General features: G+C 58.7%; 17 protein-coding genes and 2 tRNA genes. 14 read left to right on the forward strand and 5 right to left on the reverse strand.

The window, feature by feature from the left end:
• Positions 1-7: 7 nt before the first annotated feature.
• From KFS80_RS16020 to pdeM, 3 genes are all read left to right on the forward strand, one after another.
• A complete protein-coding gene (locus KFS80_RS16020) occupies positions 8-772 on the forward strand; it encodes an ABC transporter ATP-binding protein (protein WP_008083895.1) in 765 nt (254 codons plus the stop codon).
• 195 nt (positions 773-967) lie between these two features.
• On the forward strand, positions 968-3,457 hold the full coding sequence (locus KFS80_RS16025; protein ID WP_212545301.1) for a ligase-associated DNA damage response DEXH box helicase: 2,490 nt from the start codon (positions 968-970) through the stop codon (positions 3,455-3,457).
• The gene (gene pdeM, locus KFS80_RS16030) at positions 3,454-4,110 is read left to right on the forward strand and encodes a ligase-associated DNA damage response endonuclease PdeM (RefSeq protein WP_212545302.1); all 657 of its coding nucleotides are present in this window, start codon (positions 3,454-3,456) and stop codon (positions 4,108-4,110) included. Before KFS80_RS16025 ends, pdeM begins: the two co-directional genes overlap by 4 nt.
• A gap of 119 nt (positions 4,111-4,229) precedes the next feature.
• On the opposite strand, the gene KFS80_RS16035 is transcribed toward pdeM, so the two are convergent.
• Together KFS80_RS16035 and dcd are read right to left on the reverse strand one after the other, a co-directional pair.
• Positions 4,230-4,439, reverse strand: a complete 210-nt coding sequence (locus tag KFS80_RS16035; RefSeq protein ID WP_053117770.1) for a hypothetical protein — start codon at positions 4,437-4,439, stop codon at positions 4,230-4,232.
• 107 nt (positions 4,440-4,546) lie between these two features.
• Positions 4,547-5,113: a dCTP deaminase gene (gene dcd, locus KFS80_RS16040; RefSeq protein WP_053117768.1), complete on the reverse strand. Its 567-nt coding sequence runs from the start codon at positions 5,111-5,113 to the stop codon at positions 4,547-4,549.
• A 354-nt stretch (positions 5,114-5,467) separates the two neighbouring features.
• Between dcd and KFS80_RS16045 the strand changes: the two genes are divergently transcribed.
• Both KFS80_RS16045 and KFS80_RS16050 read left to right on the forward strand, forming a co-directional pair.
• Positions 5,468-5,677, forward strand: coding sequence for a cold-shock protein (locus KFS80_RS16045; RefSeq protein ID WP_002554837.1), 210 nt, complete (start codon positions 5,468-5,470; stop codon positions 5,675-5,677).
• Between the two features lie 131 nt (positions 5,678-5,808).
• The gene (locus KFS80_RS16050) at positions 5,809-7,263 is read left to right on the forward strand and encodes a toxin-antitoxin system YwqK family antitoxin (RefSeq protein ID WP_212545303.1); all 1,455 of its coding nucleotides are present in this window, start codon (positions 5,809-5,811) and stop codon (positions 7,261-7,263) included.
• 52 nt (positions 7,264-7,315) lie between these two features.
• On the opposite strand, the gene KFS80_RS16055 is transcribed toward KFS80_RS16050, so the two are convergent.
• On the reverse strand, positions 7,316-8,323 hold the full coding sequence (locus tag KFS80_RS16055) for a DUF481 domain-containing protein (RefSeq protein WP_159815002.1): 1,008 nt from the start codon (positions 8,321-8,323) through the stop codon (positions 7,316-7,318).
• Between the two features lie 164 nt (positions 8,324-8,487).
• Between KFS80_RS16055 and KFS80_RS16060 the strand changes: the two genes are divergently transcribed.
• The 4 genes from KFS80_RS16060 to KFS80_RS16075 all read left to right on the forward strand — a co-directional run bounded on the left by KFS80_RS16060 (position 8,488) and on the right by KFS80_RS16075 (position 13,260).
• Positions 8,488-8,841 carry an MGMT family protein gene (locus KFS80_RS16060; RefSeq protein ID WP_053117764.1) on the forward strand — a complete coding sequence of 118 codons (354 nt, stop codon included), beginning with the start codon at positions 8,488-8,490 and terminating at the stop codon, positions 8,839-8,841.
• 43 nt (positions 8,842-8,884) lie between these two features.
• Positions 8,885-10,444 (forward strand): AmpG family muropeptide MFS transporter, encoded by a 1,560-nt coding sequence (locus KFS80_RS16065; RefSeq protein ID WP_053117762.1) that lies wholly within the window; start codon positions 8,885-8,887, stop codon positions 10,442-10,444.
• A 129-nt stretch (positions 10,445-10,573) separates the two neighbouring features.
• Positions 10,574-12,289, forward strand: a complete 1,716-nt coding sequence (locus KFS80_RS16070; RefSeq protein ID WP_212545304.1) for a proline--tRNA ligase — start codon at positions 10,574-10,576, stop codon at positions 12,287-12,289.
• Between the two features lie 17 nt (positions 12,290-12,306).
• Positions 12,307-13,260 (forward strand): hypothetical protein, encoded by a 954-nt coding sequence (locus tag KFS80_RS16075; protein ID WP_212545305.1) that lies wholly within the window; start codon positions 12,307-12,309, stop codon positions 13,258-13,260.
• Positions 13,261-13,362: 102 nt separating this feature from the next.
• Here the strand turns inward: KFS80_RS16075 and dinB are convergent, their stop codons facing one another.
• Positions 13,363-14,424, reverse strand: coding sequence for a DNA polymerase IV (gene dinB / locus KFS80_RS16080; protein ID WP_053117758.1), 1,062 nt, complete (start codon positions 14,422-14,424; stop codon positions 13,363-13,365).
• Between the two features lie 280 nt (positions 14,425-14,704).
• Between dinB and KFS80_RS16085 the strand changes: the two genes are divergently transcribed.
• The 4 genes from KFS80_RS16085 to KFS80_RS16100 all read left to right on the forward strand — a co-directional run bounded on the left by KFS80_RS16085 (position 14,705) and on the right by KFS80_RS16100 (position 19,292).
• Positions 14,705-14,781 (forward strand) — tRNA-Met (locus tag KFS80_RS16085).
• 221 nt (positions 14,782-15,002) lie between these two features.
• A tRNA-Met gene (locus KFS80_RS16090) sits at positions 15,003-15,079 on the forward strand.
• A gap of 278 nt (positions 15,080-15,357) precedes the next feature.
• Entirely contained in the window at positions 15,358-17,997 is a 2,640-nt protein-coding gene (gene mprF, locus KFS80_RS16095) for a bifunctional lysylphosphatidylglycerol flippase/synthetase MprF (RefSeq protein ID WP_053117756.1), read from the forward strand.
• Complete coding sequence (locus KFS80_RS16100) at positions 17,997-19,292, forward strand: virulence factor family protein (protein WP_212545306.1); 1,296 nt, start codon at positions 17,997-17,999, stop codon at positions 19,290-19,292. The genes mprF and KFS80_RS16100 overlap by 1 nt, the downstream gene beginning before the upstream one ends.
• 392 nt (positions 19,293-19,684) lie before the next feature.
• Here the strand turns inward: KFS80_RS16100 and KFS80_RS16105 are convergent, their stop codons facing one another.
• Positions 19,685-21,526 carry a potassium transporter Kup gene (locus KFS80_RS16105; RefSeq protein ID WP_400754929.1) on the reverse strand — a complete coding sequence of 614 codons (1,842 nt, stop codon included), beginning with the start codon at positions 21,524-21,526 and terminating at the stop codon, positions 19,685-19,687.
• Between the two features lie 355 nt (positions 21,527-21,881).
• Here KFS80_RS16105 and rimO point away from each other — a divergent pair, with 355 nt between their 5' ends.
• Positions 21,882-23,219 carry a 30S ribosomal protein S12 methylthiotransferase RimO gene (gene rimO, locus KFS80_RS16110; RefSeq protein WP_212545308.1) on the forward strand — a complete coding sequence of 446 codons (1,338 nt, stop codon included), beginning with the start codon at positions 21,882-21,884 and terminating at the stop codon, positions 23,217-23,219.
• Positions 23,220-23,489: the final 270 nt, after the last annotated feature.

The raw sequence follows: 23,489 nt of genomic DNA on the forward strand, positions 1-23,489 counted from the left end.
CTGTCCCATGTACAAACTGACCGTTGAAGGCCTGCACAAAAGCTATGGCGACCATCAGGTGCTCAAAGGCGTTTCGCTCAAGGCCAAGACCGGCGACGTGATCAGCCTGATCGGCGCCAGCGGCTCGGGCAAAAGCACCTTTTTGCGCTGCATCAACTTTCTCGAACAACCCAACGACGGCGCCATGAGCCTCGATGGCCAGACCATCCGCATGGTCACCGACCGCCACGGCATGCACGTCGCCGACGCCGATGAACTGCAACGTTTGCGCACGCGACTGGCGATGGTGTTTCAGCATTTCAATCTGTGGAGCCACATGACCGTGCTGGAAAACATCACCATGGCTCCGCGCCGGGTGTTGGGTTGCAGCAAGCAGGAAGCCGATGATCGCGCGCGGCGTTATCTGGACAAGGTCGGTTTGCCGGCGCGGGTGGCGGATCAGTACCCGGCGTTTTTGTCCGGCGGTCAGCAGCAGCGCGTAGCGATTGCCCGGGCGTTGGCGATGGAGCCGGAGGTGATGCTGTTTGATGAACCGACGTCGGCGCTTGACCCCGAGTTGGTGGGGGAAGTGTTGAAGGTGATTCAAGGTCTGGCCGAAGAAGGCCGCACCATGATCATGGTCACCCACGAGATGAGTTTCGCCCGCAAAGTCTCCAGCCAGGTGCTGTTCCTGCACCAAGGCCTGGTCGAAGAAGAAGGCGCCCCCGAAGACGTGCTCGGCAACCCGAAAAGCGAACGCCTGAAACAATTCCTCAGCGGCAACCTCAAGTAACCCCATACACAAATCACCCCTGTGGGAGCGGGCTTGCTCGCGAAGGCGGTGTGTCAGCCAATAATTCTTTAACTGACACACCGCCTTCGCGAGCAAGCCCGCTCCCACAATGGATGTTCATCGTCTACAAAAATCAAACTTGTCCGCCCGCGCCGTGGTCTCTGGAAGAACCCCTCCAGAGCGCGCGCAGCCGGCATGGCGAAATCTCTCGACCTCGCAAAAATCTGGTTCAGCGCCCGCGACTGGAAGCCCTTCGCCTTTCAGAAACAGGTGTGGGCGGCCGTCAAAAACGGCGAATCCGGTCTGCTCCACGCCAGCACCGGCGCCGGTAAAACCTATGCCGTATGGTTCGCCGCCCTCAATCGATTCGCCAAAATCCTTCCCGTCGATGCGCCGCCACGCAAACGCAAACAACCTGCCGAACCACTGACCGTGTTGTGGATCACGCCGATGCGGGCACTTGCCGCCGACACCGCGCGCGCCCTGCAAACACCCGTCGATGACCTGCAAATCCCGTGGAGCATCGGCCTGCGCACCGGTGACACCAGCAGCAGCGAACGTGCGCGGCAGGGTCGACGTTTGCCAACCACGCTGATCACCACGCCGGAAAGCCTGACCCTGCTACTGGCCCGTGCCGACGCACAGACTGCGCTCGCTTCGCTAAAGATGATCGTCGTCGATGAATGGCACGAATTACTTGGCAACAAACGCGGCGTGCAACTGCAATTGGCCCTCGCTCGTTTGCGCCGCTGGCAGCCTGATCTGATCGTCTGGGGGGTGTCCGCCACGCTCGGTAATCAATCCCACGCCGAACACGTGCTGATCCCACAGGGCGGCGGCGTGAGTATTCAAGGACAAAGCGAAAAAACGCTGAAGGTCGACACCCTGATCCCACCGTCCATTGAGCGTTTTCCGTGGGCCGGGCACATTGGTCTGAAGATGCTCCCGCAAGTCGTCGCCGAGCTCGATGCCTGCGCCAGTACGCTGGTGTTCACCAACACCCGGGCGCAATCGGAAATCTGGTATCAGGCATTACTGGAAGCGCGGCCGGACTGGGCCGGGTTGATTGCGTTGCACCACAGTTCACTGTCTCGCGACACCCGTGACTGGGTCGAAAAAGCCTTGAAGGATGGTTTGTTGAAAGTGGTGGTCTGCACGTCGAGTCTGGATCTCGGTGTGGATTTTTTACCGGTCGAACGCGTGCTGCAAATCGGCTCGGCCAAAGGCGTTGCGCGTTTGATGCAGCGTGCCGGACGCTCCGGTCACGCACCGGGACGCACCTCGCGGGTGACGCTGGTGCCGACCCACAGTCTTGAACTGATCGAAGCCGCTGCCGCGCGCGACGCCGTCGAACAACGGCGCATCGAACCGCGCCTGTCGCCGCATCAATCGCTGGACGTGCTGGTACAGCATCTGGTCAGCATGGCGCTGGGTGGCGGATTTTTACCGGATGAGCTGTACGAAGAAGTCCGCACGGCGTGGGCTTATCGCGACCTGACGCCTGCGGATTGGGCGTGGGCGCTGGCTTTCGTACGCCATGGCGGGATGTCTCTGACAGCCTATCCGGATTATCGCCGGGTCGAACCGGATGAGCACGGCGTGTGGCGCGTGCCCGATGCGCGATTGGCGCGGCGGCATCGCATGAGCGTCGGCACCATTGTCAGCGATGCGAGCATCAACCTGAAATTCTGGAGCAAGGGCGGCGGTGGCAAGCAGCTTGGCAGCGTCGAAGAAGGCTTTATCGCCCGACTGAAACCCGGTGATGGTTTTCTGTTTGCCGGGCGTTTGCTGGAATTGGTGCGGGTGGAAAACATGACGGCGTACGTCAAACGCAGCACCGTGAAAAAAGCGGCGGTGCCACGCTGGAATGGCGGGCGGATGCCGCTCTCCAATGAACTTGCGCAAGCGGTGGTTGCACGGTTTAGTGCGGCCGCCGTAGGTGAGTTCGTCGGCCCGGAAATGCAGGCGCTGCGCCCGTTGCTTGAGACTCAGGCCCGCTGGTCAGGCTTGCCGACGGTTAATAATCTGCTGGCGGAGGTACTGAAATCCCGCGAGGGCTGGCACCTTTTCCTCTATCCGTTCGCCGGTCGCCAGGTGCATCTGGGGCTGGCGAGCCTGTTGGCGTGGCGCGTCAGCCAGCGCCAACCGGTGACCTTTTCCATCGCGGTGAATGATTACGGGCTGGAGCTGCTCAGTGCCACGCCGGTGGATTGGTCGCAGCAGCTCAATGCCGAGCTGCTCGACCCTGCGGATCTTTTGGCTGATGTGCTCGCCAGTCTCAATGCCGGTGAATTGGCCTTGCGCCGTTTCCGGGAAATCGCCCGAATCGCCGGGTTGGTATTCGCCGGCTATCCCGGCGCGCCGAAAAGTACCCGGCAGGTGCAGGCTTCGAGCGGATTGTTTTTTCAAGTGTTCAAACAATATGACGCCGACAACCTGTTGCTCGCCCAGGCCGGGGAAGAAGTCCTACGCGAAGAACTGGATATTCGTCGGTTGGAACAGACACTGGAGCGGATCAACGGGATGAAACTCGATGTGCATCAGATCAAACGTCCTACGCCGCTCGGGTTCCCGCTGCTGGTGGAACGCATGCGCGAAAGCATGAGTTCGGAAAAACTCGCCGACCGGATCAGGCGCATGGTCGGTGATCTGGAGAAGTCTGCCGACAACGGTAAATCGTCATGAACGCGGCGTATCCCGTGCGTTTGGCCGGCGAGGAGTTGTGGTTACTTCCGGAAAAGGCGCTCTACTGGCCAGCGCAAGAGGCGTTGTTGATCGCTGATGTGCATTTTGGCAAGGCAGCGGCCTATCGCAGCCTCGGACAACCGGTGCCGCAGGGAACGACGGCGAGCAACATTGCGGTGATCGACCGATTGTTGGCGGTGCTGCCGTGTCGGCAACTGATCTTTCTGGGGGATTTCCTGCACGGGCCGGGCTCGCATGCGGTGGGTACGCTGAATGCGCTGGCGCAATGGCGTGAGCGTCATGCGGATCTGCCGATGACGTTGATTCGCGGCAATCACGATAAACGCGCAGGGGATCCGCCTGCGTCGCTAAACATTCGCGTGGTGCCAGAGCCGCTGCTGTTAGGGCCGTTTGCGCTTCAACACCAGCCTGATCCGCACCCGGAACGGCATGTATTGGCCGGCCACGTCCACCCGGTTTACCGGTTGTTTGGCAAAGGGCGGCAGAGTTTACGATTAGCCTGTTTCAGACTGGGCGAGCGAATCAGCCTGCTACCGGCATTCGGAGCGTTTACCGGCGGCTATCCGGTCGAAAAAGATGAGCAATGTCGAATCTTCGTTACCGGCGACAACGAAATCTGGCCCATCAACTAATCACACCCTGCCCCTGTAGGAGCAAAGCTTGCTCGCGAAAGCGTTCGTCCAATCAAAACCGATGAATCAGACAAATCGCTTCGCGAGCAAGCTCTGCTCCTACAAAAGCAGGTAATTAATCAGGCAACTGGCGCCGGTGGTGGCTCGTCCGGAAGCGTTGGCTCGCCCGGCTCGGTCGGTTGCTCATTGGGGGTATCTGGATCAGGCTGACCAGGAATTCCGCCGGCCATGTTGATAGGCGGGTGTGCCAACAAGGACCAGGCCAATACGCCAATCTGATTGGGCTCAAGCCTTGCCAGTTCGGCAGTGATATGCGGATCGATCTTCATAAAGCACTCCTCGGCGAAGGCCCGCATTTGCTGAAACAAAAACGGGCAGTACACCCCATAGAGTGTCTGCCCGCCAAAGAATTCCCGGCATCCGCCGGATGGACGAATCAGGTACGTGGCAGCGTTACGCCACGTTGGCCCTGATACTTGCCGCCGCGATCCTTGTAGGAAACTTCACATTCTTCATCGGATTCGAGGAAGAGCATCTGTGCCACGCCTTCGTTGGCGTAGATTTTCGCCGGCAGGTTGGTGGTATTGGAGAATTCCAGCGTCACGTGACCTTCCCACTCAGGCTCGAGCGGCGTCACGTTCACGATGATGCCGCAGCGTGCGTAGGTGCTTTTACCCAGGCAAATGGTCAATACGTTGCGCGGAATGCGGAAGTATTCAACGGTGCTGGCCAGGGCGAAGGAGTTCGGCGGAATAATGCAGACATCACTGTGGACGTCGACGAAGCTGCCCGGATCGAAGTTTTTCGGATCGACGATCGACGAGTTGATGTTGGTGAACACCTTGAAATGATTGGTGCAGCGCACATCGTAGCCGTAGCTCGAGACACCGTAGGAGATGACCCGGCTCTCGTCGCTGCCGCGCACCTGGCGCTCGACGAAAGGTTCGATCATGCCGTGTTCCTGCGCCATGCGGCGAATCCACTTGTCCGATTTGATGCTCATGGCGGGGTGTCCTGAATAGCGAGGTGGAAAAATTCTGTCCGGCATCTTACCGGGCGCGCCGCCCTCTTCAAAGTGCGCGCTGCAATTCTCGCCGAACACCCCGTATTTACGCGCGCTGGCGACGAACTGTCACACCGCTGGTCCCTAAATCTTAGAAACCTTCGCAAGAAGCATTGGCACGTTCCGGAAAAAGGGTTAAGGTGGCGCCACTGTGCTGCTTGTGTCACTGAGAATCTCTACACGATATGTTGAATTTCGATCCAACCATCTACAAGAATTTTTCCTGCTCTTTGCACTCAGTCTCGGCCAGGGTTCTTCCTGTGTCGCAGTTATCTTTGTTCAAGGAGTTACACCATGTCTAATCGCCAAACCGGTACCGTTAAGTGGTTCAACGATGAAAAAGGCTTCGGCTTCATCACTCCACAATCCGGTGACGACCTGTTCGTTCACTTCAAAGCTATCCAATCCGACGGCTTCAAAAGCCTGAAAGAAGGCCAACAGGTTTCTTTCATCGCTACCCGCGGTCAGAAAGGCATGCAAGCTGAGGAAGTACAAGTTATCTAACTTGTAGCTTCTTTAGAAAAGAGCCCCGCCCTTAAAAGCGGGGCTTTTTTGTGTCTGTTTGTTTTCTCGGGCCGCAACCCCACTTCAGCTCTATATGATTCGCGCCCTGGAAAACACATGGAAGAAGCAGGATGCAATTCATCTCCTGGAACACACTCAACGCGCTGATTTTCGTATTCGCACCACCGCTGAATGCAGACCCAAAGCCTGATCACCCCACAGTGATCCTCGATATGAACACCCGATCGACTTATCTGGCTAAAGGGCCAGAAGTGAATGGTCACTCATCCATACAGCTAAAAGCTGCAGCCCTCCTGACACTCTCTACGCCGCACGCCTGTGGAAGCAACGAGGTTTACCTTACCCCGGAATCTTCAGGCATCCCGGTCGAGTCATTTCGCCGAGCACTCGACGAAGTCCAGGACTTGATCGACCTAAAAATCCCTCTACTGCTCACGCTCTCAGCTTGCGAGCGAAAACGCGCTTTCTTCGAAAAAGTACGCCCCTGCACTCCGGAAGAATGTGCCGACCTGACAAACCCACTGGTGGACGGCAAACTTTATCTCGACGAGCACGCCAAGCCGATCGGCAAAGGACAAGCGTCGTACTACCTACAAATGCCAATGGCTTACGACAAGAAAAACAAGGCATGGCACGCACAAATTTTTTACGTGGACACCCAAACCTTACGCAGCGAGCATTATGTTGATAAGGAGGATTTTGTTTCGGGAAAAGCCGTTTACACATACAAAGCTTACTACCGAGACGGCAAACCCCGGAGAAGCTACTACTACGACGTAAACGGCCTGCGCCATGGCGAGGCGTTAACCTACTCCGATCAAGGCGTGATCATCAAGCGAGAGAGCTACTTGAACAATGATCTGGAAGGTTGGCAATTTATCTATCATGACAATGGCAAGGTAGCCGAATCCTACAACTGGCATTTGGGCAAGCACGTCGATGGTGAATACCTCGAATATGACGAAGACGGCGCGTTAATCGGACGCAGCAGTTATCGAGATGATGTCCTCGACGGCCCCGTCCTCAGCTACCATCCGAACGGACAGCTGAAGTACGAAACCGTTTACATCAACGGCAAAGCTCAAGGGCCGAATAACCAATATTTTGATAATGGAGCCTTAGAATTCTCCGGCAACTACGTTGACGGAAGGCCTGATGGCTGGCTAACCACTTACTTCATCGACGGGACAGTCAAAGAAAAGCAGTATCACAAGGATGGCGTTCAGCGAAGCTATGAGCAATGGAATGAACTGGGCAAGCAAACCTTGCAGTGGCAGTGGGACGAACAACATCGCAAACAGGGCGACTTCAAACTGTGGTACGCAGATGGTCAGCTGAAGGAGCACGAAAAATACAAGGACGACAAACGCCAAGGGGCATCCACGACCTGGCACGAAAATGGTGAGATTGCTTCATCTTCCACCTACGTCGATGGCACTGAGGACGGCCCGAGACGCTTCTTCAGGGAGGACGGCAGTCTGAGTTACGAATGCCAATACCAAATGGGCGTCAAGCAGGGAGAATGCGTTTCGATTCGCGCCAGCAAAACCCAATCAGAGAGCTGATAATAAAAAGCCCCGCAATCACGGGGCTTTTTCTACCTTGCCTCGGCAGATCTTACCAGGCCACGCCAAACCCAGCGGTATAACGGGTCTTGCTCAAATCCGCATCATCGGTACCACTGATAATGTCGCGCTCAGCTTTCAAATTCAGAGACGCCCATTCAGTAACCTTGTAGCGCAGGCCCATCTCGGCATCCAGCGCGTAATCCGCGACACCCGACAACGGCTTGCCAAACTCGCCGTTAGTGAAGAACTCGACCTTCTTGCCGATCAGGTAACGGTTGTAATCCCACTTCATCGCGACCGAATAGAAGTTGTCCTTGCCGCCATCGCTGTATTCGTAATCGGTACGGTTGAGCAGCGAACCGAGCGAGAACGCGCCCAACTCGTCATCCCAGAACTGGTAACCCGGACCGGTACCGACCACGCGCTGGCGCGAAAGGTCTTCAACATGGTCGCGCTTGTAATTCAGGCGCCCCTGCCAAAACCACTTATCGGTCAGGAAGCGGTCGAGGGAGTATTCGGCGCGCCAGTTGTTGGTGGTGACTTCGTCGTCCTGCACTTCGCGGTTGTACTCGCCCTCGGCGGTGTGACGCCAGCGACCGTGACGCGCGGAGGTTTTGAAATCGATGTCGTAATCGTCGGTGTCTTTTTCCGCGCGCTGATAATCCATCGCCAGATCGACATTGCCCTTCCACACCAGATCCTCGACCACCGGTTTTGGCTTGAGAATCTGCTGAATGCTCGCCAGCTCGACAGTTTTTGGCGCCTCGCCGTTGGCCAGGGTGACCTTGCCGTCTTCCGCCGCCGTCAGCGACTTGGAGACTTCGCCGGTGTAGGCATCCTGTTTGACCAACAGGTGCTGATCGCTCTCAAGGGTCTTGACCTCTTTCCAATCGATCGTGACCGCTCCGGCGTACTTGGTCTGAATCAACAGTTTGCCGCCGTCGAACAGGGAAATGGTGCCGCTCAACTTGTCACCGTTCTTCAACCAGACGGTGTCGGCAAGCAGGGGCGTGGACGCACTGAAAACAGCAAGGCACAGCAAGGTTCTGGACAACATAAGCGAATCGAGGGCTCAAGTTTGCGAAAAAAGGTGGGCATTATCCGTAGGAATAAGACCCTGACAAGGACTGACCGGACTATTTCTATTGAGTTCATTTCTCAACTGCACGACGAGGGATTACGCTTAGAGCCTCGATACGATCAAGTTCAGGAACTCCGTACGTGACAGACCCGAACCCCGAAGGGGACAGCGAAGCGCAAATCCGACGCACGGCGCTCTACTCGACACTCGCCCAAGTGCCCGAAGGCAAAGTCGTCAGCTATGGTCAGTTAGCCGAACTGGCCGGGTTGGGGCGCGCCGCCCGCTGGGTAGGCCGCGTATTGAGTCAGTTGCCTGGTGATACCAAACTGCCCTGGCACCGTGTCTTGGGCGCCGGCGGTCGTATCAGTTTGCCGGTGGGCAGCCCGTCGGGCGATGAACAACGGGCGCGTTTGCGCGTGGAAGGCATCACCGTCCAGAATAATCGTGTGGATATTCAGCGCCATGGCTGGCGTCCGGTAGAGCACAGCGGTTAGAGTGCGCGCTTTGTTTTCGCAATCTTGAGGCAGACTTCAGCCCATGCCCCGTAAAACCTGGCGCGCCGCGCTAGCTGCTTATGCCAGTCCTTCGACGCTCGTGCTGTTGTTGCTCGGTTTCGCCGCCGGCCTGCCGTACATGCTGGTGTTTTCAACGCTTTCCGTCTGGCTACGTGAAGCGGGCGTAGCCCGTGAAACGATTGGCTACGCAAGCCTCATCGGCCTGGCCTATGCGTTCAAATGGGTCTGGTCACCGCTGCTCGACCAATGGCGCCTGCCGTTGCTCGGCAAGCTTGGCCGACGCCGCTCGTGGCTGGTGCTCTCACAAGTCCTGGTGATCCTTGGCCTGATCGGCATGGGTTTCTGTGATCCGCAGAAGCACCTGTCCTGGTTGATCGCAATTGCCGTGGTCGTCGCCTTCGCTTCCGCTACCCAAGACATTGCGGTCGACGCCTATCGACTGGAAATCGCCGACGACAATCGTCAGGCTGCACTCGCCGCCAGCTACATGTCCGGCTACCGTGTCGCCGCCCTGCTCGCCACCGCCGGCGCATTGTTTTTTGCCGAAGGCTTCGGTTCTACCGGTTTCAACTACAAGCACTCGGCGTGGACCGGCACTTATGTGTTGTTCGGCGCGCTGATGATCCCAGCCCTGCTCACTACGCTGTTCATGCGCGAACCGCCGGTGCCGCTGCGTACGCAATTGCAGGCCGGGCGCTATACGTTCATGCATCAATTGATGTCGGTGTTCGTGCTGATCGTCTTGCTCGTGTCCGTGCCGGCGATGTTCACCCAGCTGTACAACACCGATTTCGCCAGCGTGCTGTTCGGCAGCATGAGCCCGCTCGATCTGCTGCTCGAAGACCGCGCCTTCCTGCGCGCCATCCTCTATACGCTGCTGACCGGTCTGTGCCTGTCGACCATGGGTCGCCGTGGCCTGGCGCCGGTGCTGACGCCGGTCAACGACTTCATCCTGCGTTATCGCTGGCAGGCACTACTGCTGCTCGGTTTGATCGCGACCTACCGGATGTCCGACACGGTCATGGGCGTAATGGCCAACGTGTTCTACATCGATCAGGGCTTCACCAAGGATCAGATCGCCAGCGTCAGCAAGATTTTCGGCCTGATCATGACCCTCGTCGGCGCCGGCATGGGCGGCCTGTTGATCGTGCGTTTCGGCATTCTGCCGATTCTGCTGATCGGCGGCGCCGCATCGGCAGGCACCAACCTGCTGTTCCTGATGCTCGCCGACATGGGCCCGAACCTGAAGATGCTGGTGGTGACCATTTCCCTCGACAACTTCAGTTCGGGGCTGGCGACATCGGCGTTTGTCGCCTACCTGTCGAGCCTGACCAACCTGAAGTTCTCCGCGACGCAATACGCCCTGCTCAGCTCGATCATGCTCCTGCTGCCGCGCCTGATCGGCGGCTATTCCGGGGTGATGGTGGAGAAGTTCGGTTACCACAACTTCTTCCTGATCACCGCGTTGCTCGGTGTGCCGACGCTGGTGCTGATCGCTCTGCACTGGTTCCAGGAAAGTCGCCGCGAAGGCCCGACACCCACGCCCGAGCCCGTCCCGACGCCCGTCGCGGAAGAGTCGTAAGACATTTCGTCAATGGCGGGAGGAATCCCGCCGTTGAACTCCTCCACCGGCCACACGCCTGTACGTCAGCAAAAGTCGCCGGTACACTGCTCCGTCATTTCCAGTCATAGCAACCGACAACGGCCAACCATGCGCACCAGTCAATTTTTGCTCGCCACACAGAAAGAAACGCCTTCCGACGCGGTCGTGATCAGCCACCAGCTGATGCTGCGCGCCGGCATGATCCGCAAACTCGCCTCGGGCCTGTACACCTGGCTGCCGATGGGCTTGCGAGTGATGCGCAAGGTTGAAGCCATCGTTCGTGAAGAAATGAACGCTGCCGGCTCTCTGGAAGTGTTGATGCCGAGCACCCAACCGGCCGAGCTGTGGCAGGAATCGGGGCGCTGGGAAGAATACGGCCCTGAGCTGCTGCGCATCAAAGACCGCCACGGTCGTGATTTCTGCGCGGGCCCGACCCACGAAGAAGTGATCACCGATCTGATGCGCAACGAGTTGAGCAGCTACAAACAGCTGCCAATCAACCTGTACCAGATCCAGACCAAATTCCGTGACGAGATCCGTCCACGCTTCGGTTTGATGCGCGGCCGCGAATTCATCATGAAGGACTCCTACTCCTTCCACGCTGATCAGGCATCGCTGCAGATTACCTACGATCGCATGCATGAAGCCTACTGCAACATCTTCACGCGTCTGGGTCTGAAATTCCGTCCGGTGGAAGCCGACAACGGTTCGATCGGCGGTGCAGGTTCGCACGAGTTCCACGTACTGGCTGAATCCGGCGAAGACGACATCGTTTTCAGCAACGGTTCCGACTACGCAGCGAACATCGAAAAAGCCGAAGCCGTGCCGCGCGAAACGTCGCGCGCCGCTGCGACTGAAGAACTTCGCCTGGTCGATACGCCTGACACCAAAACCATCGCGGCGCTGGTGGAAAAATCCAATCTGCCGATTGAAAAGACCATCAAGACCCTGATCGTGCGCGCCGAAGAAGAAGGCAAGCTGATCGCGCTGGTGATCCGTGGCGACCACGAACTCAACGAAATCAAGGCTGCCCAGCAAGCTGGCGTGGCCAACCCGCTGGTCATGGCCACCGATGCCGAACTGCGTGACGCCATTGGCGCCGGCGCCGGTTCGCTCGGCCCGCTGAACCTGCCGCTGCCAATCATCATCGACCGCTCGGTCGAACTGATGAGCGACTTCGGCATCGGCGCGAACATCGACGACAAGCACTACTTCGGCGTGAACTGGGAGCGCGATCTGCCGGTTCCGACCGTGGCTGACCTGCGTAACGTGGTCGCCGGCGACCCAAGCCCGGACGGCAAAGGCACGCTGGAAATCAAACGCGGCATCGAAGTCGGGCACATCTTCCAGCTGGGCAACAAGTACAGCAAAGCGATGAAATGCGAAGTGCTGGGCGAAAACGGCAAGCCAGTCACGCTGGAAATGGGTTGCTACGGCATCGGCGTTTCCCGCGTGGTGGCGGCGGCCATCGAGCAGAACAACGACGCCAACGGCATCATCTGGAGCGACACTTTGGCGCCGTTCCAGATCGCACTGGTACCGCTGCGTTATGAAACCGAGCAGGTGCGCGAAGCCACCGACAAGCTGTACGCCGAACTGACGGCGGCCGGCTTCGAAGTGCTGCTGGATGATCGCGACAAGAAAACCAGCCCGGGCATCAAGTTCGCGGACATGGAGCTGATCGGCATTCCTCACCGGATCGTGGTCAGCGACCGCGGCCTCGCCGAAGGCAACCTGGAATACAAGAGTCGTACCGAAGGCGAAGCGCAAGCACTGCCGGTCGCCGACGTACTGTCCTTCCTTCAGGCCCGTATCCGCCGCTGAAACCAGATAGAGACGTCATGTTCAAGCGAAACACCTTAGGCCTCGGTGGCACCGCCCTGTGCGGTGCCCTGCTGGTCAGCGGCTGTGCCAATCACATGTCACAGCGCAGCGAGCACGAAGAGCGGGTCGAGCGAAAGTTGCTCGACCACAGCCTGCAGATTGATGTCGGTGAGCCTAAGGAGCTTGAGCTGCCGCAGCGACGCGTGAAGATCAACGAACAGAAGACTTTTGAAGTCACCGAGTTCGAAGTGACACGTCGCTACGATCGCTACACGCCTTACCAGCCTTGGCGCGAGGTCTACGAGATTCCGCTGGGCGTGGTGGCGGTGGTCGGTGGTGTCGGCGCCAACGTGGTCAACGTGTTTGCCCTCGGCAATCTGCCGGACAGCGTCACCAAGGATTGGCTGAGTTACGGTTTTGCCGGGCTCAACCCGTTCATGAACGTGCAGTCCAACGGCCGTGCGCAGCAGAACCTGGCCGGTATCGATGAAATCCAGCGCGACAAGCGCACGGAGTATTCGAGCCTGCCGTGGAGCGAGCGGCCGGTGCAGGTCAAGGCTGGCAAACAGACCTTCGACATGACCACCGATCGCAACGGCGTGCTGCGCTTGAATCTGCTCGACAGTCCATTTGCCGAGCATGAACTCAATTACGTCGGCAAACTGCAGATCAGTGTCGAGGACGCCAAGGATGACGTGCATTCCGACTCGTCCCTGGCGATCAGCAGCCACTTGCGTGGCAAGTTGCTCGAAGCGCACGGCTTGATTTACGACGATCTGGAAGACGACGAAGTGAGCCAGTGGGTACACCGGGTCAAACGTCTGTCGGAACTGGGTCTGGAAGAAGAAGCCAGCGAACTGGAACAAAGCCTGATCGAACTGACGCGTAACGATCCTGAGCTGCAGACTGAGTTTCTCAAGTCTTTGACCAAGGATGCGGGGCGGTTGGTGGCTGATCCGGGGCCGAATTAAGGCCTCATAAAAGATCGTCCGAACGCGGCCCGAGCCTTCGGCAGCTCCTACAGGAAAACGCGTTCCAATGTAGGAGCTGCCGAAGGCTGCGATCTTTTGACTTTAACGCTCAAACAACTCCATCTGCTCAAACCCTCCCCGCAAATCCTCCAGCCTCACCCCAACCCCCAACAACCGCACCGGTTTCCCGCCGCGATTGAACGCCTGCGTCAGCATCAACTGATAACTGCCCAAATCCCGCCCTGCCCCGGCCTGTTCCAGCGTGGTTTGGGTAAAGTCATGAAACTTCACTTTGACGAACGGCTTGCCCGGTCGATAACTGCTGTCGATCCGTGCCATGCGGGTTTTCAGGGTTTCCAGCAGCTCAGGCAACTTGTCGAGGCAACTGCGCAAATCCGGCAGATCAACGTCGTAGGTATTTTCCACGCTGATTGACTGACGCCGACTGTCGTTGTGCACCAGACGATCATCAATCCCACGCGCCAGGCTCCACATTCGCTCGCCGAAACTGCCAAATTCGCGCACCAGCGCCAACTTGTCCCACTCGCGCAATTGCGAGCAGTCAACAATGCCGAGCCTGCCCAGTTTGTCGGCGGTGACCTTGCCGACGCCGTGCAGTTTGCTCACCGGCAAACCGCTGACGAAGTCCTCGACCTGATCCGGGGTGATCACGAACAAACCATTGGGTTTTTTCCAGTCGCTGGCGATCTTCGCCAGAAACTTGTTCGGCGCCACACCGGCAGACACGGTGATATGCAGTTGATTGGAGACGCGTCGACGAATGTCTTGAGCAATACGCGTGGCGCTGCCGCCGAAATGCGCACTGTCCGAGACATCCAGATAAGCCTCGTCCAGCGACAGCGGTTCGATCAGATCGGTGTAGTCGCTGAAAATCACATGGATTTCTTTCGAGGCTTCGCGATAGGCGTCCATGCGCGGTTTGACGATGGTCAGATCCGGGCACAGCTTCAAGGCATGCCCCGAGGACATCGCCGAGCGCACGCCATAGGCCCGCGCCTCGTAGTTGCAGGTGGCGATGACACCGCGCCGATCCGCCGAACCACCTACCGCCAAAGGCTTGCCGGCGAGGTTCGGGTCATCACGCATCTCGATGGCGGCGTAGAAACAGTCACAGTCGACGTGGATGATTTTTCGCTGAGTCATGACAGAAAAGGAAACATGGCGAGCCGGATCGGCAGTATCTCACTGACACCTGTATATAGCACCAGTGGTAAGAATGTTCTTTTCCACGCGTAGGAAAAGGCCGATGAATTTATTTTCTCAATCGAAAGAAGCCCTTCGATAGAGCTGAAACCCTTGTGCCACCTGCCCTGCACGCCTTTTCAGGCACTGCAAAAAGCGCTAACCGATTGAACCTCAACAGATTTTATCCAGATTGCGGGTTGACACCCCGGCGATCCTCTGTAGAATGCCGACACACAGACGCGGGATGGAGCAGTCTGGTAGCTCGTCGGGCTCATAACCCGAAGGTCGTCGGTTCAAATCCGGCTCCCGCAACCAAACATCAAAAAAGGCTACTCGAAAGAGTGGCCTTTTTTGTGCGCGTCTGTTTTGCAGATTTCTTCTACTTATAAGGAAGCGATCGCCAAACAGGAATTCGTTGCATTTCCGAAACTTAGGCGCGACCTGCGACCGTTTGACGCGATCTCACACTTATTTGACCCTTTACGGGATTAGCGGTTGACACCCCGTCGTTCCTCTGTAGAATGCCGCCACACAGACGCGGGATGGAGCAGTCTGGTAGCTCGTCGGGCTCATAACCCGAAGGTCGTCGGTTCAAATCCGGCTCCCGCAACCAAACATCAAAAAAGGCTACTCGAAAGAGTGGCCTTTTTTGTATCTGTTGAAAAAGTCCTTTCGCAACAATGATCTGTCACTGTGCAGTGAACGCTTGGGATCTTCAGACTCGCCAACTTGCGACTATGCTTGTGTCGCAGGCACGACGTCTGCAATCCAGGAACTGCCCTCGCCGATACCCGGTGAGAGGCGTAGTATTTTGTGATTATTTTTTTCTACAGGGATTGGTAACTTGGCTGGATACCTCCATCCTGTCGCGCACAATCCAAGAGGTGATTGATGCGCGCCAACTCGTCTGATCCACAAGACACCGTCACAGCGGAACATCCGATCAAGCCCGAGCGTTTGCGCTTGCTGGATCGTTTGAGCAAATACCGTCAGCCAATTGGTCTGGCCGTTACGTTGCTGCTGTTCGCCATTGCGCTGATTGCCTGTCGCCATCTATTGGCCGAGCTTGATCTCGACGCTCTGCACGACTCGATTCTCGAGGTACCGAAACCCGCCCTGCTCGGCGCTTTCGGTGCGACGGTGGTCGGCTTCATTATTCTGCTCGGCTATGAATGGTCGGCCAGCCGCTATGCCGGCGTGACCTTGCCGCCGCGTACTCTGGCGATGGGCGGGTTCACCGCGTTTGCGATTGGCAACGCCATTGGCCTGTCGCTGCTGTCCGGCGGCTCGGTTCGCTATCGTTTATATGCACGGCATGGTCTGGGGGCGGCGGAAGTCGCGCACATGACCCTGTTCGCCAGCCTGTCGCTGGGTTGCGCCCTGCCGCCACTGGCTGCGCTGGCGACGCTGAGTGACCTGCCCGCTGCCTCTGCGGCACTCGGCCTGTCCGAAGGTTTGCTGGGCACAGTTGCCGCTGTCGTGCTGTTGCTTGGCGCGGTATTGGCTATCGGCATCTATCGTCGGCGTCTGCCGGAACAACCACTGCGTGACAACCTGCTGGTTCGGGTCGGTCGCCGCACCTTGCGCCTGCCGGGTCGCCGTCTGACCTTTCTGCAACTGATCATCACCGCACTCGACGTCGCCGCCGCCGCGACCGTGCTGTATCTGCTGCTGCCCGAAGCGCCACCGTTTGGCGCGTTCCTGCTGGTGTATCTGCTCGCCCTTGCCGCTGGCGTGCTCAGCCATGTGCCTGGCGGCGTTGGCGTGTTCGAAGCGATTCTGCTGGCAGCGTTTGCCGACAAGCTCGGCGCCGCACCACTGGCCGCAGCCCTGCTGCTGTATCGCCTGATCTACGTGGTGCTGCCGTTGCTGGTGGCCTGCGTAGTGCTGCTGATCAACGAAGGTCAGCGCCTGTTTCAATCGCAAACAATGCGCGCTGCCTCGGGTCTGGCCGCGCCGATCCTTGCGGTGCTGGTGTTCCTCTCCGGCGTGGTGCTGCTGTTTTCCGGCGCAACGCCCGAGATCGACACGCGTCTTGAGCACATTGGTTTTCTGATTCCACATCGCCTGGTCGACGCTTCGCACTTCGGCGCCAGCCTGATTGGCGTGTTGTGTCTGATGCTCGCCCAAGGTCTGCGCCGTCGCCTGTCGGCAGCATGGATGCTGACCACCATTCTGTTGCTGGTCGGCGCCCTGCTCTCGCTGCTTAAAGGCTTCGACTGGGAAGAAGCCACGCTGATGACCCTCACCGCCGCGTTGCTGGGGGTTTTCCGTCGCTCGTTCTACCGCCCGAGCCGACTGACCGAACTGCCCTTCTCGCCGCTGTATCTGGTCGCCAGCCTGTGCGTCCTCGGTGCATCGACCTGGCTGCTGCTGTTCGCCTATCAGGATGTTCCTTACAGCCATCAACTGTGGTGGCAGTTCACCCTCGACGCTGATGCCCCACGCGGACTGCGTTCGCTGCTTGGTGCTGCGGTGTTGCTGTTGGTGATCGCCCTGACCTGGCTGCTGCGCACTGCGCGCCCGGTGATTCACTTGCCGACGCCGGATGAACTGGAGCGCGCCTCGAAGATTTTGATGGCCTCTTCGCAACCCGACGGCGGCCTCGCGCTGACCGGTGACAAGGCGCTGCTGTTCCACCCCAACGACGAGGCGTTTCTGATGTACGCCCGTCGTGGCCGCAGCCTGGTGGCGCTGTACGACCCGATCGGCCCCGGCCAGCAACGCGCAGAAATGATTTGGCAGTTCCGCGACCTCTGCGACATTTACCATGCGCGCCCGGTGTTCTATCAGGTACGCGCGGAGAACCTGCCGTACTACATGGACATCGGCCTGACCGCGATCAAGCTTGGCGAAGAAGCCCGCGTCGATCTGCATCGCTTTGACCTGGAAGCCAAGGGCAAAGAGATGAAGGATCTGCGTTACACCTGGAACCGAGGCACCCGCGACGGTCTGTCGTTGGAGATCCACGAGCCGGGCCAGGCGCCGATGGATGAGCTGAAAGTGATTTCCGATGCCTGGCTGACCGGTAAGAACGTGCGCGAGAAAGGTTTCTCCCTCGGCCGTTTCAGCGACGAATACCTGAAGCATTTCCGCATCGCGGTGATTCGCTTCGAAGGTCGCCCGGTGGCGTTCGCCAACCTGCTTGAGACGTTCAGCCATGATCTGGCCAGTCTCGACCTGATGCGCGCGCACCCGGATGCGCCGAAGCTGACCATGGAATTCATGATGGTCGGCCTGATTCAACATTATAAGAGTCACGGATACGCGCGTTTCAGCCTGGGCATGGTGCCGTTGTCGGGGTTGCAACCCCGCCGTGGTGCACCGCTGACCCAGCGTCTGGGCTCGATGGTATTCCGCCGTGGTGAGCAGCTGTACAACTTCCAAGGCTTGCGCCGCTTCAAAGACAAGTTCCAGCCTGACTGGGAACCCCGTTATATGGCCGTGCCCGCCGGACTCGATCCGTTGGTGGCGCTGGCCGACACTGCTGCCCTGATCGCGGGCGGCTTGACTGGATTGGTGAAACGCTGATGATTCAACGCTCCCTGAAGTACATCCTGGCCGCACTGATTGTGCTGGCCGTGATTGCCGGCGGCGGTTACTGGTACCTCAAACGCCCGGCACCGGAACCGACGCTCGAACCCATTACGGCAGCCGACGGCACCGTGTTGACCCGCATCATCCCCGGCACCAAGCCCAAGGCGCAGGTGCTGGTGGCGGTCAATAGCGACCAGAAGCTGACCGACAATCAACTGACCACCCTGAGCCGCAGTGCCTCGGCGCAGATCGTTCAGGTGATTCTGCCCAAGGACTGCCTGCAACAAAGCCGCGCCCTGCAAACCGGCCTGCGCGAGCTGAACGGCCCGGCCACTCTGGTCAGCGGCATCGGCCCTGGCGCGGTGCTGGCCTGGCGCTGGCTGGCGGAACAGAAAGACGACAAGGCCCAGGCCATTTCCGTCGACCTGGCGCTGGAAAAAGGTGGCTGCACCCACCTGCTGCCGAAATCCGCTGCCCACGGCCACTGGCTGGCAGCGTGGAACGACAACCCGGACGACGCCAGCGCAGGCTTCGTGCGCGATCAACCGAACGCCGAAACCAGCATCAGCGACTACGACATCAACCTGCCGCAAGTGCTGAACAACGAACTACGCAAAATCCTCGTCGGCGGCGACAAGGCTAACGGTGGCCTGGCGATTCCGGTGGTTGAAGTGCCGGCCGGTCAGGCCAAAGACACTGTCACCCTGTTCCTCTCCGGTGACGGCGGCTGGCGCGACCTCGACCGCGATGTGGCCGGTGAAATGGCCAAGATTGGCTATCCGGTGGTCGGCATCGACACCCTGCGCTACTACTGGCAGCACAAGAGCCCGGAGCAAAGCGCACTGGATCTGAGCGAACTGATGCAGCACTACCGGCAGAAATGGGGCACCAAACGCTTCATCCTCACCGGTTATTCGTTCGGTGCAGACGTTCTGCCGGCGATCTACAACCGCCTGCCGGACACCGAGCAGCAACGCGTAGACGCCATCATCCTGCTCGCCTTCGCCCGCACCGGCAGCTTCGAAATCGAAGTCGAAGGCTGGCTCGGCAACGCCGGCAAAGAAGCCGCCACCGGCCCGGAAATGGCCAAGTTGCCACCGGCCAAGGTGATCTGCATCTATGGCGAAGAAGAGGCGGATGAAAGTGGTTGCACCGACAATACTGCAGTCGGTGAAGCAGTGAAACTGCCCGGCGGCCACCACTTCGACGAGAACTACCCGGCGCTGGCCAAGCGCTTGGTGGACTTGATCGAGAAGCGTCAGGCGGCGAGCCAGGTCGCGGAAGAGTGATCTGAAGCGTCCTTAAAAAAGCCCCCGCCATCTCACGATGGCGGGGGCTTTTTACATTCAGAGGATCACCCCAATCCCCTGTAGGAGTGAGCCTGCTCGCGATAGCGGAGTGTCAGCCACCTATTTGCCAACTGACACACCGCTATCGCGAGCAGGCTCACTCCTACAGGAGGATTGATCACGGGATACAGGAAATACCCAGAATCATTGTGGGAGCGGGCTTGCTCGCGAAGGCGTTGCGTCAGACGGCATCTCCAGTAGCTGATCCACCGCCTTCGCGAGCAAGCCCGCTGCCACAGGGGGCTTGGTGCAGTATTCAAGCAATGTGTACGGACACAAAAAAGCCCCCGCCAGCCACTAGCGCTGACGGGGGCTTCTTCTATAACGCCAAGTTACATCTCCACTTGCGTCCCCAACTCAATCACCCGGTTCAGCGGCAGATTGAAGAACCTCAAGTTCCCATTGGCATTCTTCAACATGAACGCAAACAGCGCCTCACGCCAACGCGCCATGCCTTCCAGCTTCGAGGCAATCACCGTTTCGCGGCTGAGGAAGTAGGTCGTGCGCATCGGGCTGAAATCCAGATCATCCAGATGACACAGCTTCAGCGCCTGCGGCACGTCCGGCTCGTCGGTGAAGCCGAAGTGCAGGATCACCCGGAAGAAGCCCTCCCCGTGCGCTTCCACCTCGAAACGTCGCGATGGCGGCACGCGCGGAATGTCTTCGTAGACCACTGTCAGCAACACCACCTGCTCATGCAGCACTTGGTTGTGCAGCAGGTTGTGCAACAACGCATGCGGCACGGCGTCGGAGCGCGCGGTGAGGAACACCGCGGTGCCCTGCACACGATGCGGCGGTTGCACGCGGATGCTGCTGATGAAGATCGGCAGCGGCAGCGCGCCTTCGTCGAGGCGATCGACCAGCAGCTGCTTGCCACGCTTCCAAGTGGTCATCAGCACGAACAGCGCAATACCGGCGATCACCGGGAATGCACCACCCTGCACGATCTTCGGCACGTTGGCGGCGAAGTACAGACCGTCCACCAGCAGGAAACCGATCAACACCGGCACGGCAAGGATTGGTGGCCATTTCCACAGCAGCAGCATCACTGCCGACACCAGAATGGTGGTCATCAGCATGGTGCCCGTCACCGCCACGCCGTAGGCCGAGGCCAGTGCGCCAGACGATTCGAAGCCGAGCACCAACAACACCACGCCAACCATCAACGCCCAGTTCACCGCGCCAATATAAATCTGGCCCTGCTCGGCGCTGGAGGTGTGCTGGATGTACATGCGCGGAATGTAGCCGAGCTGAATCGCCTGACGGGTCAGGGAGAACGCGCCGGAAATCACCGCTTGCGAGGCAATCACCGTGGCCAGTGTCGACAGGCCGACCAGCGGAATCAACGCCCAGCTCGGCGCCAGCAGATAGAAAGGGTTACGCGCCGCTTCCGGGTTTTCCAGCAGCAAAGCGCCCTGACCGAAGTAGTTGAGCACCAGCGCCGGCAACACCAGAATGAACCACGCGCGGGCAATCGGTTTGCGACCGAAGTGGCCCATGTCGGCGTACAGCGCTTCGGCACCGGTCAGCGCCAGCACCACGGCACCGAGGATCGCCACGCCCATGCCCGGATGAACGACGAAGAAATTCACCGCCCACATCGGGTTCATCGCATGCAGCACTTCTGGCGTGTGGCTGATGCCATACACACCAAGCGCGCCGAGGACGAGGAACCAGGTGACCATGATCGGCCCGAAGAGGATGCCGATCCGCGCGGTACCGTGACGCTGGATCAGGAACAACCCGACCAGAACCACCAATGACAGCGGCACCACCCAATGGTCGATGCCATCGAATGCCAGCCCCAGACCTTCAATCGCCGAGAGTACGGAAATCGCCGGGGTGATCATGCTGTCGCCATAAAACAGCGCAGCGCCGATCAGTCCGCAAACCACCAATAATGAACGCAGCTTTTTGCGATGCCCTGCCGCTCGCCTTGCCAATGCGGTGAGCGCCATGATGCCGCCCTCGCCCTGGTTGTCGGCGCGCAGCACGAACATCATGTATTTGATCGAAACCACCCAGATCAGCGACCAGAAGATCAACGACAGAATGCCCAGCACGCCGTCGTGATTGACGGGCACACCGTAGCCGCCGGAAAACACTTCTTTGAGGGTGTACAACGGGCTCGTGCCGATGTCGCCGTAAACCACCCCGACCGCCGCGACCAGCATACTCAGCGGCTTGGTTGCCGAACCCTCGGCGCCTGCCGCATGACTACTTGCCTGACCCATCCAACACTCCTGACTTACCGGAACCGGCTTCTTTTCAATGAAGCACTATGCTTTGTCGTGCAGCATGATGCGCTGATTTACCTGTTGTTACAGACGATTTGTTGACTGTAAAAAATTGGTAAAGCCCAACGGCGCGAAGCATAGCGCAGCACTCGTCGTATTTCCCGGCATAAAGCTGGTCAAGTGCGCTTCTCGCCGCTAGAATTGCGCACTTTTTGATCAGAGGCGCACCCTAAGCGCCCATCCGTCGGCTTCCGCACTGCGCAAGCGGCGTCACAAAATACCGAGGTTAGACATGTCCACCACTCCTGCGCCGGCCAATCCAAAGGTTGGCTTTGTATCTCTGGGTTGCCCGAAAGCACTGGTCGACTCCGAGCGCATCCTGACCCAGCTGCGCATGGAAGGTTATGACGTGGTGTCCAGCTATCAGGACGCCGACGTTGTAGTCGTCAACACCTGCGGTTTCATCGATTCGGCCAAGGCTGAGTCGCTGGAAGTGATCGGCGAAGCGATCAAGGAAAACGGCAAGGTGATCGTCACCGGCTGCATGGGCGTGGAAGAAGGCAACATCCGCAACGTGCACCCGAGCGTGCTGGCCGTGACCGGCCCGCAGCAGTACGAGCAAGTGGTCAACGCCGTGCACGAAGTCGTGCCGCCGCGTAAAGACCACAACCCGCTGATCGACCTGGTGCCGCCGCAAGGCATCAAGTTGACCCCGCGTCACTATGCTTACCTGAAGATTTCCGAAGGCTGCAACCACAGCTGCTCTTTCTGCATCATCCCGTCGATGCGCGGCAAATTGGTCAGCCGTCCGGTCGGCGATGTGCTCGACGAAGCTCAACGTCTGGTCAAATCCGGCGTTAAAGAGTTGCTGGTTATTTCGCAAGACACCAGCGCTTACGGCGTTGACGTGAAATACCGCACCGGTTTCTGGAACGGCGCGCCGGTGAAAACCCGCATGACCGAACTCTGTGAAGCACTGAGCACTTTGGGCGTCTGGGTACGTCTGCACTACGTTTACCCGTACCCGCACGTTGACGAGCTGATCCCGCTGATGGCGGCCGGCAAGATCCTGCCGTACCTGGACATCCCGTTCCAGCACGCCAGCCCGAAAGTGTTGAAGTCGATGAAACGCCCGGCGTTCGAAGACAAGACCTTGGCGCGGATCAAGAACTGGCGCGAAATCTGCCCGGATCTGATCATCCGTTCGACCTTCATCGTCGGCTTCCCGGGCGAAACCGAAGAAGACTTCCAGTACCTGCTGAACTGGTTGACCGAAGCGCAGCTCGACCGCGTCGGCTGCTTCCAGTACTCGCCGGTAGAAGGCGCTCCGGCCAACGATCTGGATCTGGAGATCGTTCCGGACGAGGTCAAGCAGGATCGTTGGGATCGCTTTATGGCCCACCAGCAAGCGATCAGCTCGGCACGTCTGCAAATGCGCATCGGCCGTGAAATCGAAGTGTTGGTGGACGAAGTTGACGAGCAAGGCGCGGTTGGCCGCTGCTTCTTCGACGCCCCGGAAATCGATGGCAACGTGTTTATTGATAACGGCAGTAACCTGAAGCCGGGCGACAAGGTCTGGTGCAAAGTGACTGATGCTGATGAATACGATCTGTGGGCTGAGCAGATCTGATCTGAAGGTCAAAAGCCCCTCACCCTAGCCCTCTCCCAGAGGGAGAGGGGACTGATCGAGGTGTTCTTTCGAATTACGGCGACTTGAAATATCGAGTCGAACTCAGATTTTGAACAGCACGAAGGTCAGCTCCCTTCCCCCTCGCCCCTCTGGGGGAGAGGGTTGGGGTGAGCGGGAGAGATCTAGCTGGCGACAGAAGTATCCAGCCAGACACCGCAACAAATACAAAAAGCCCCGCTCTTTTTCCAAGATGCGGGGCTTTTTTACGGC

This window comes from Pseudomonas rustica (genome assembly GCF_018336155.1).
Classification (GTDB): Bacteria; Pseudomonadota; Gammaproteobacteria; order Pseudomonadales; family Pseudomonadaceae; genus Aquipseudomonas; species Aquipseudomonas rustica.

Coding starts and splice junctions, on each gene's coding strand:
- KFS80_RS16025 (WP_212545301.1), top strand. CDS start 968: ATGGCGAAATCTCTCGACCTCGCAAAAATCTGGTTCAGCGCCCGCGAC.
- KFS80_RS16055 (WP_159815002.1), bottom strand. CDS start 8,323: ATGTTGTCCAGAACCTTGCTGTGCCTTGCTGTTTTCAGTGCGTCCACG.
- rimO (WP_212545308.1), top strand. CDS start 21,882: ATGTCCACCACTCCTGCGCCGGCCAATCCAAAGGTTGGCTTTGTATCT.
- KFS80_RS16075 (WP_212545305.1), top strand. CDS start 12,307: ATGTTCAAGCGAAACACCTTAGGCCTCGGTGGCACCGCCCTGTGCGGT.
- KFS80_RS16100 (WP_212545306.1), top strand. CDS start 17,997: ATGATTCAACGCTCCCTGAAGTACATCCTGGCCGCACTGATTGTGCTG.
- KFS80_RS16035 (WP_053117770.1), bottom strand. CDS start 4,439: ATGAAGATCGATCCGCATATCACTGCCGAACTGGCAAGGCTTGAGCCC.
- dcd (WP_053117768.1), bottom strand. CDS start 5,113: ATGAGCATCAAATCGGACAAGTGGATTCGCCGCATGGCGCAGGAACAC.
- KFS80_RS16045 (WP_002554837.1), top strand. CDS start 5,468: ATGTCTAATCGCCAAACCGGTACCGTTAAGTGGTTCAACGATGAAAAA.
- pdeM (WP_212545302.1), top strand. CDS start 3,454: ATGAACGCGGCGTATCCCGTGCGTTTGGCCGGCGAGGAGTTGTGGTTA.
- KFS80_RS16050 (WP_212545303.1), top strand. CDS start 5,809: ATGCAATTCATCTCCTGGAACACACTCAACGCGCTGATTTTCGTATTC.
- KFS80_RS16020 (WP_008083895.1), top strand. CDS start 8: ATGTACAAACTGACCGTTGAAGGCCTGCACAAAAGCTATGGCGACCAT.
- KFS80_RS16105 (WP_400754929.1), bottom strand. CDS start 21,526: ATGCTGGTCGCGGCGGTCGGGGTGGTTTACGGCGACATCGGCACGAGC.
- KFS80_RS16065 (WP_053117762.1), top strand. CDS start 8,885: ATGCCCCGTAAAACCTGGCGCGCCGCGCTAGCTGCTTATGCCAGTCCT.
- KFS80_RS16070 (WP_212545304.1), top strand. CDS start 10,574: ATGCGCACCAGTCAATTTTTGCTCGCCACACAGAAAGAAACGCCTTCC.
- dinB (WP_053117758.1), bottom strand. CDS start 14,424: ATGACTCAGCGAAAAATCATCCACGTCGACTGTGACTGTTTCTACGCC.
- mprF (WP_053117756.1), top strand. CDS start 15,358: ATGCGCGCCAACTCGTCTGATCCACAAGACACCGTCACAGCGGAACAT.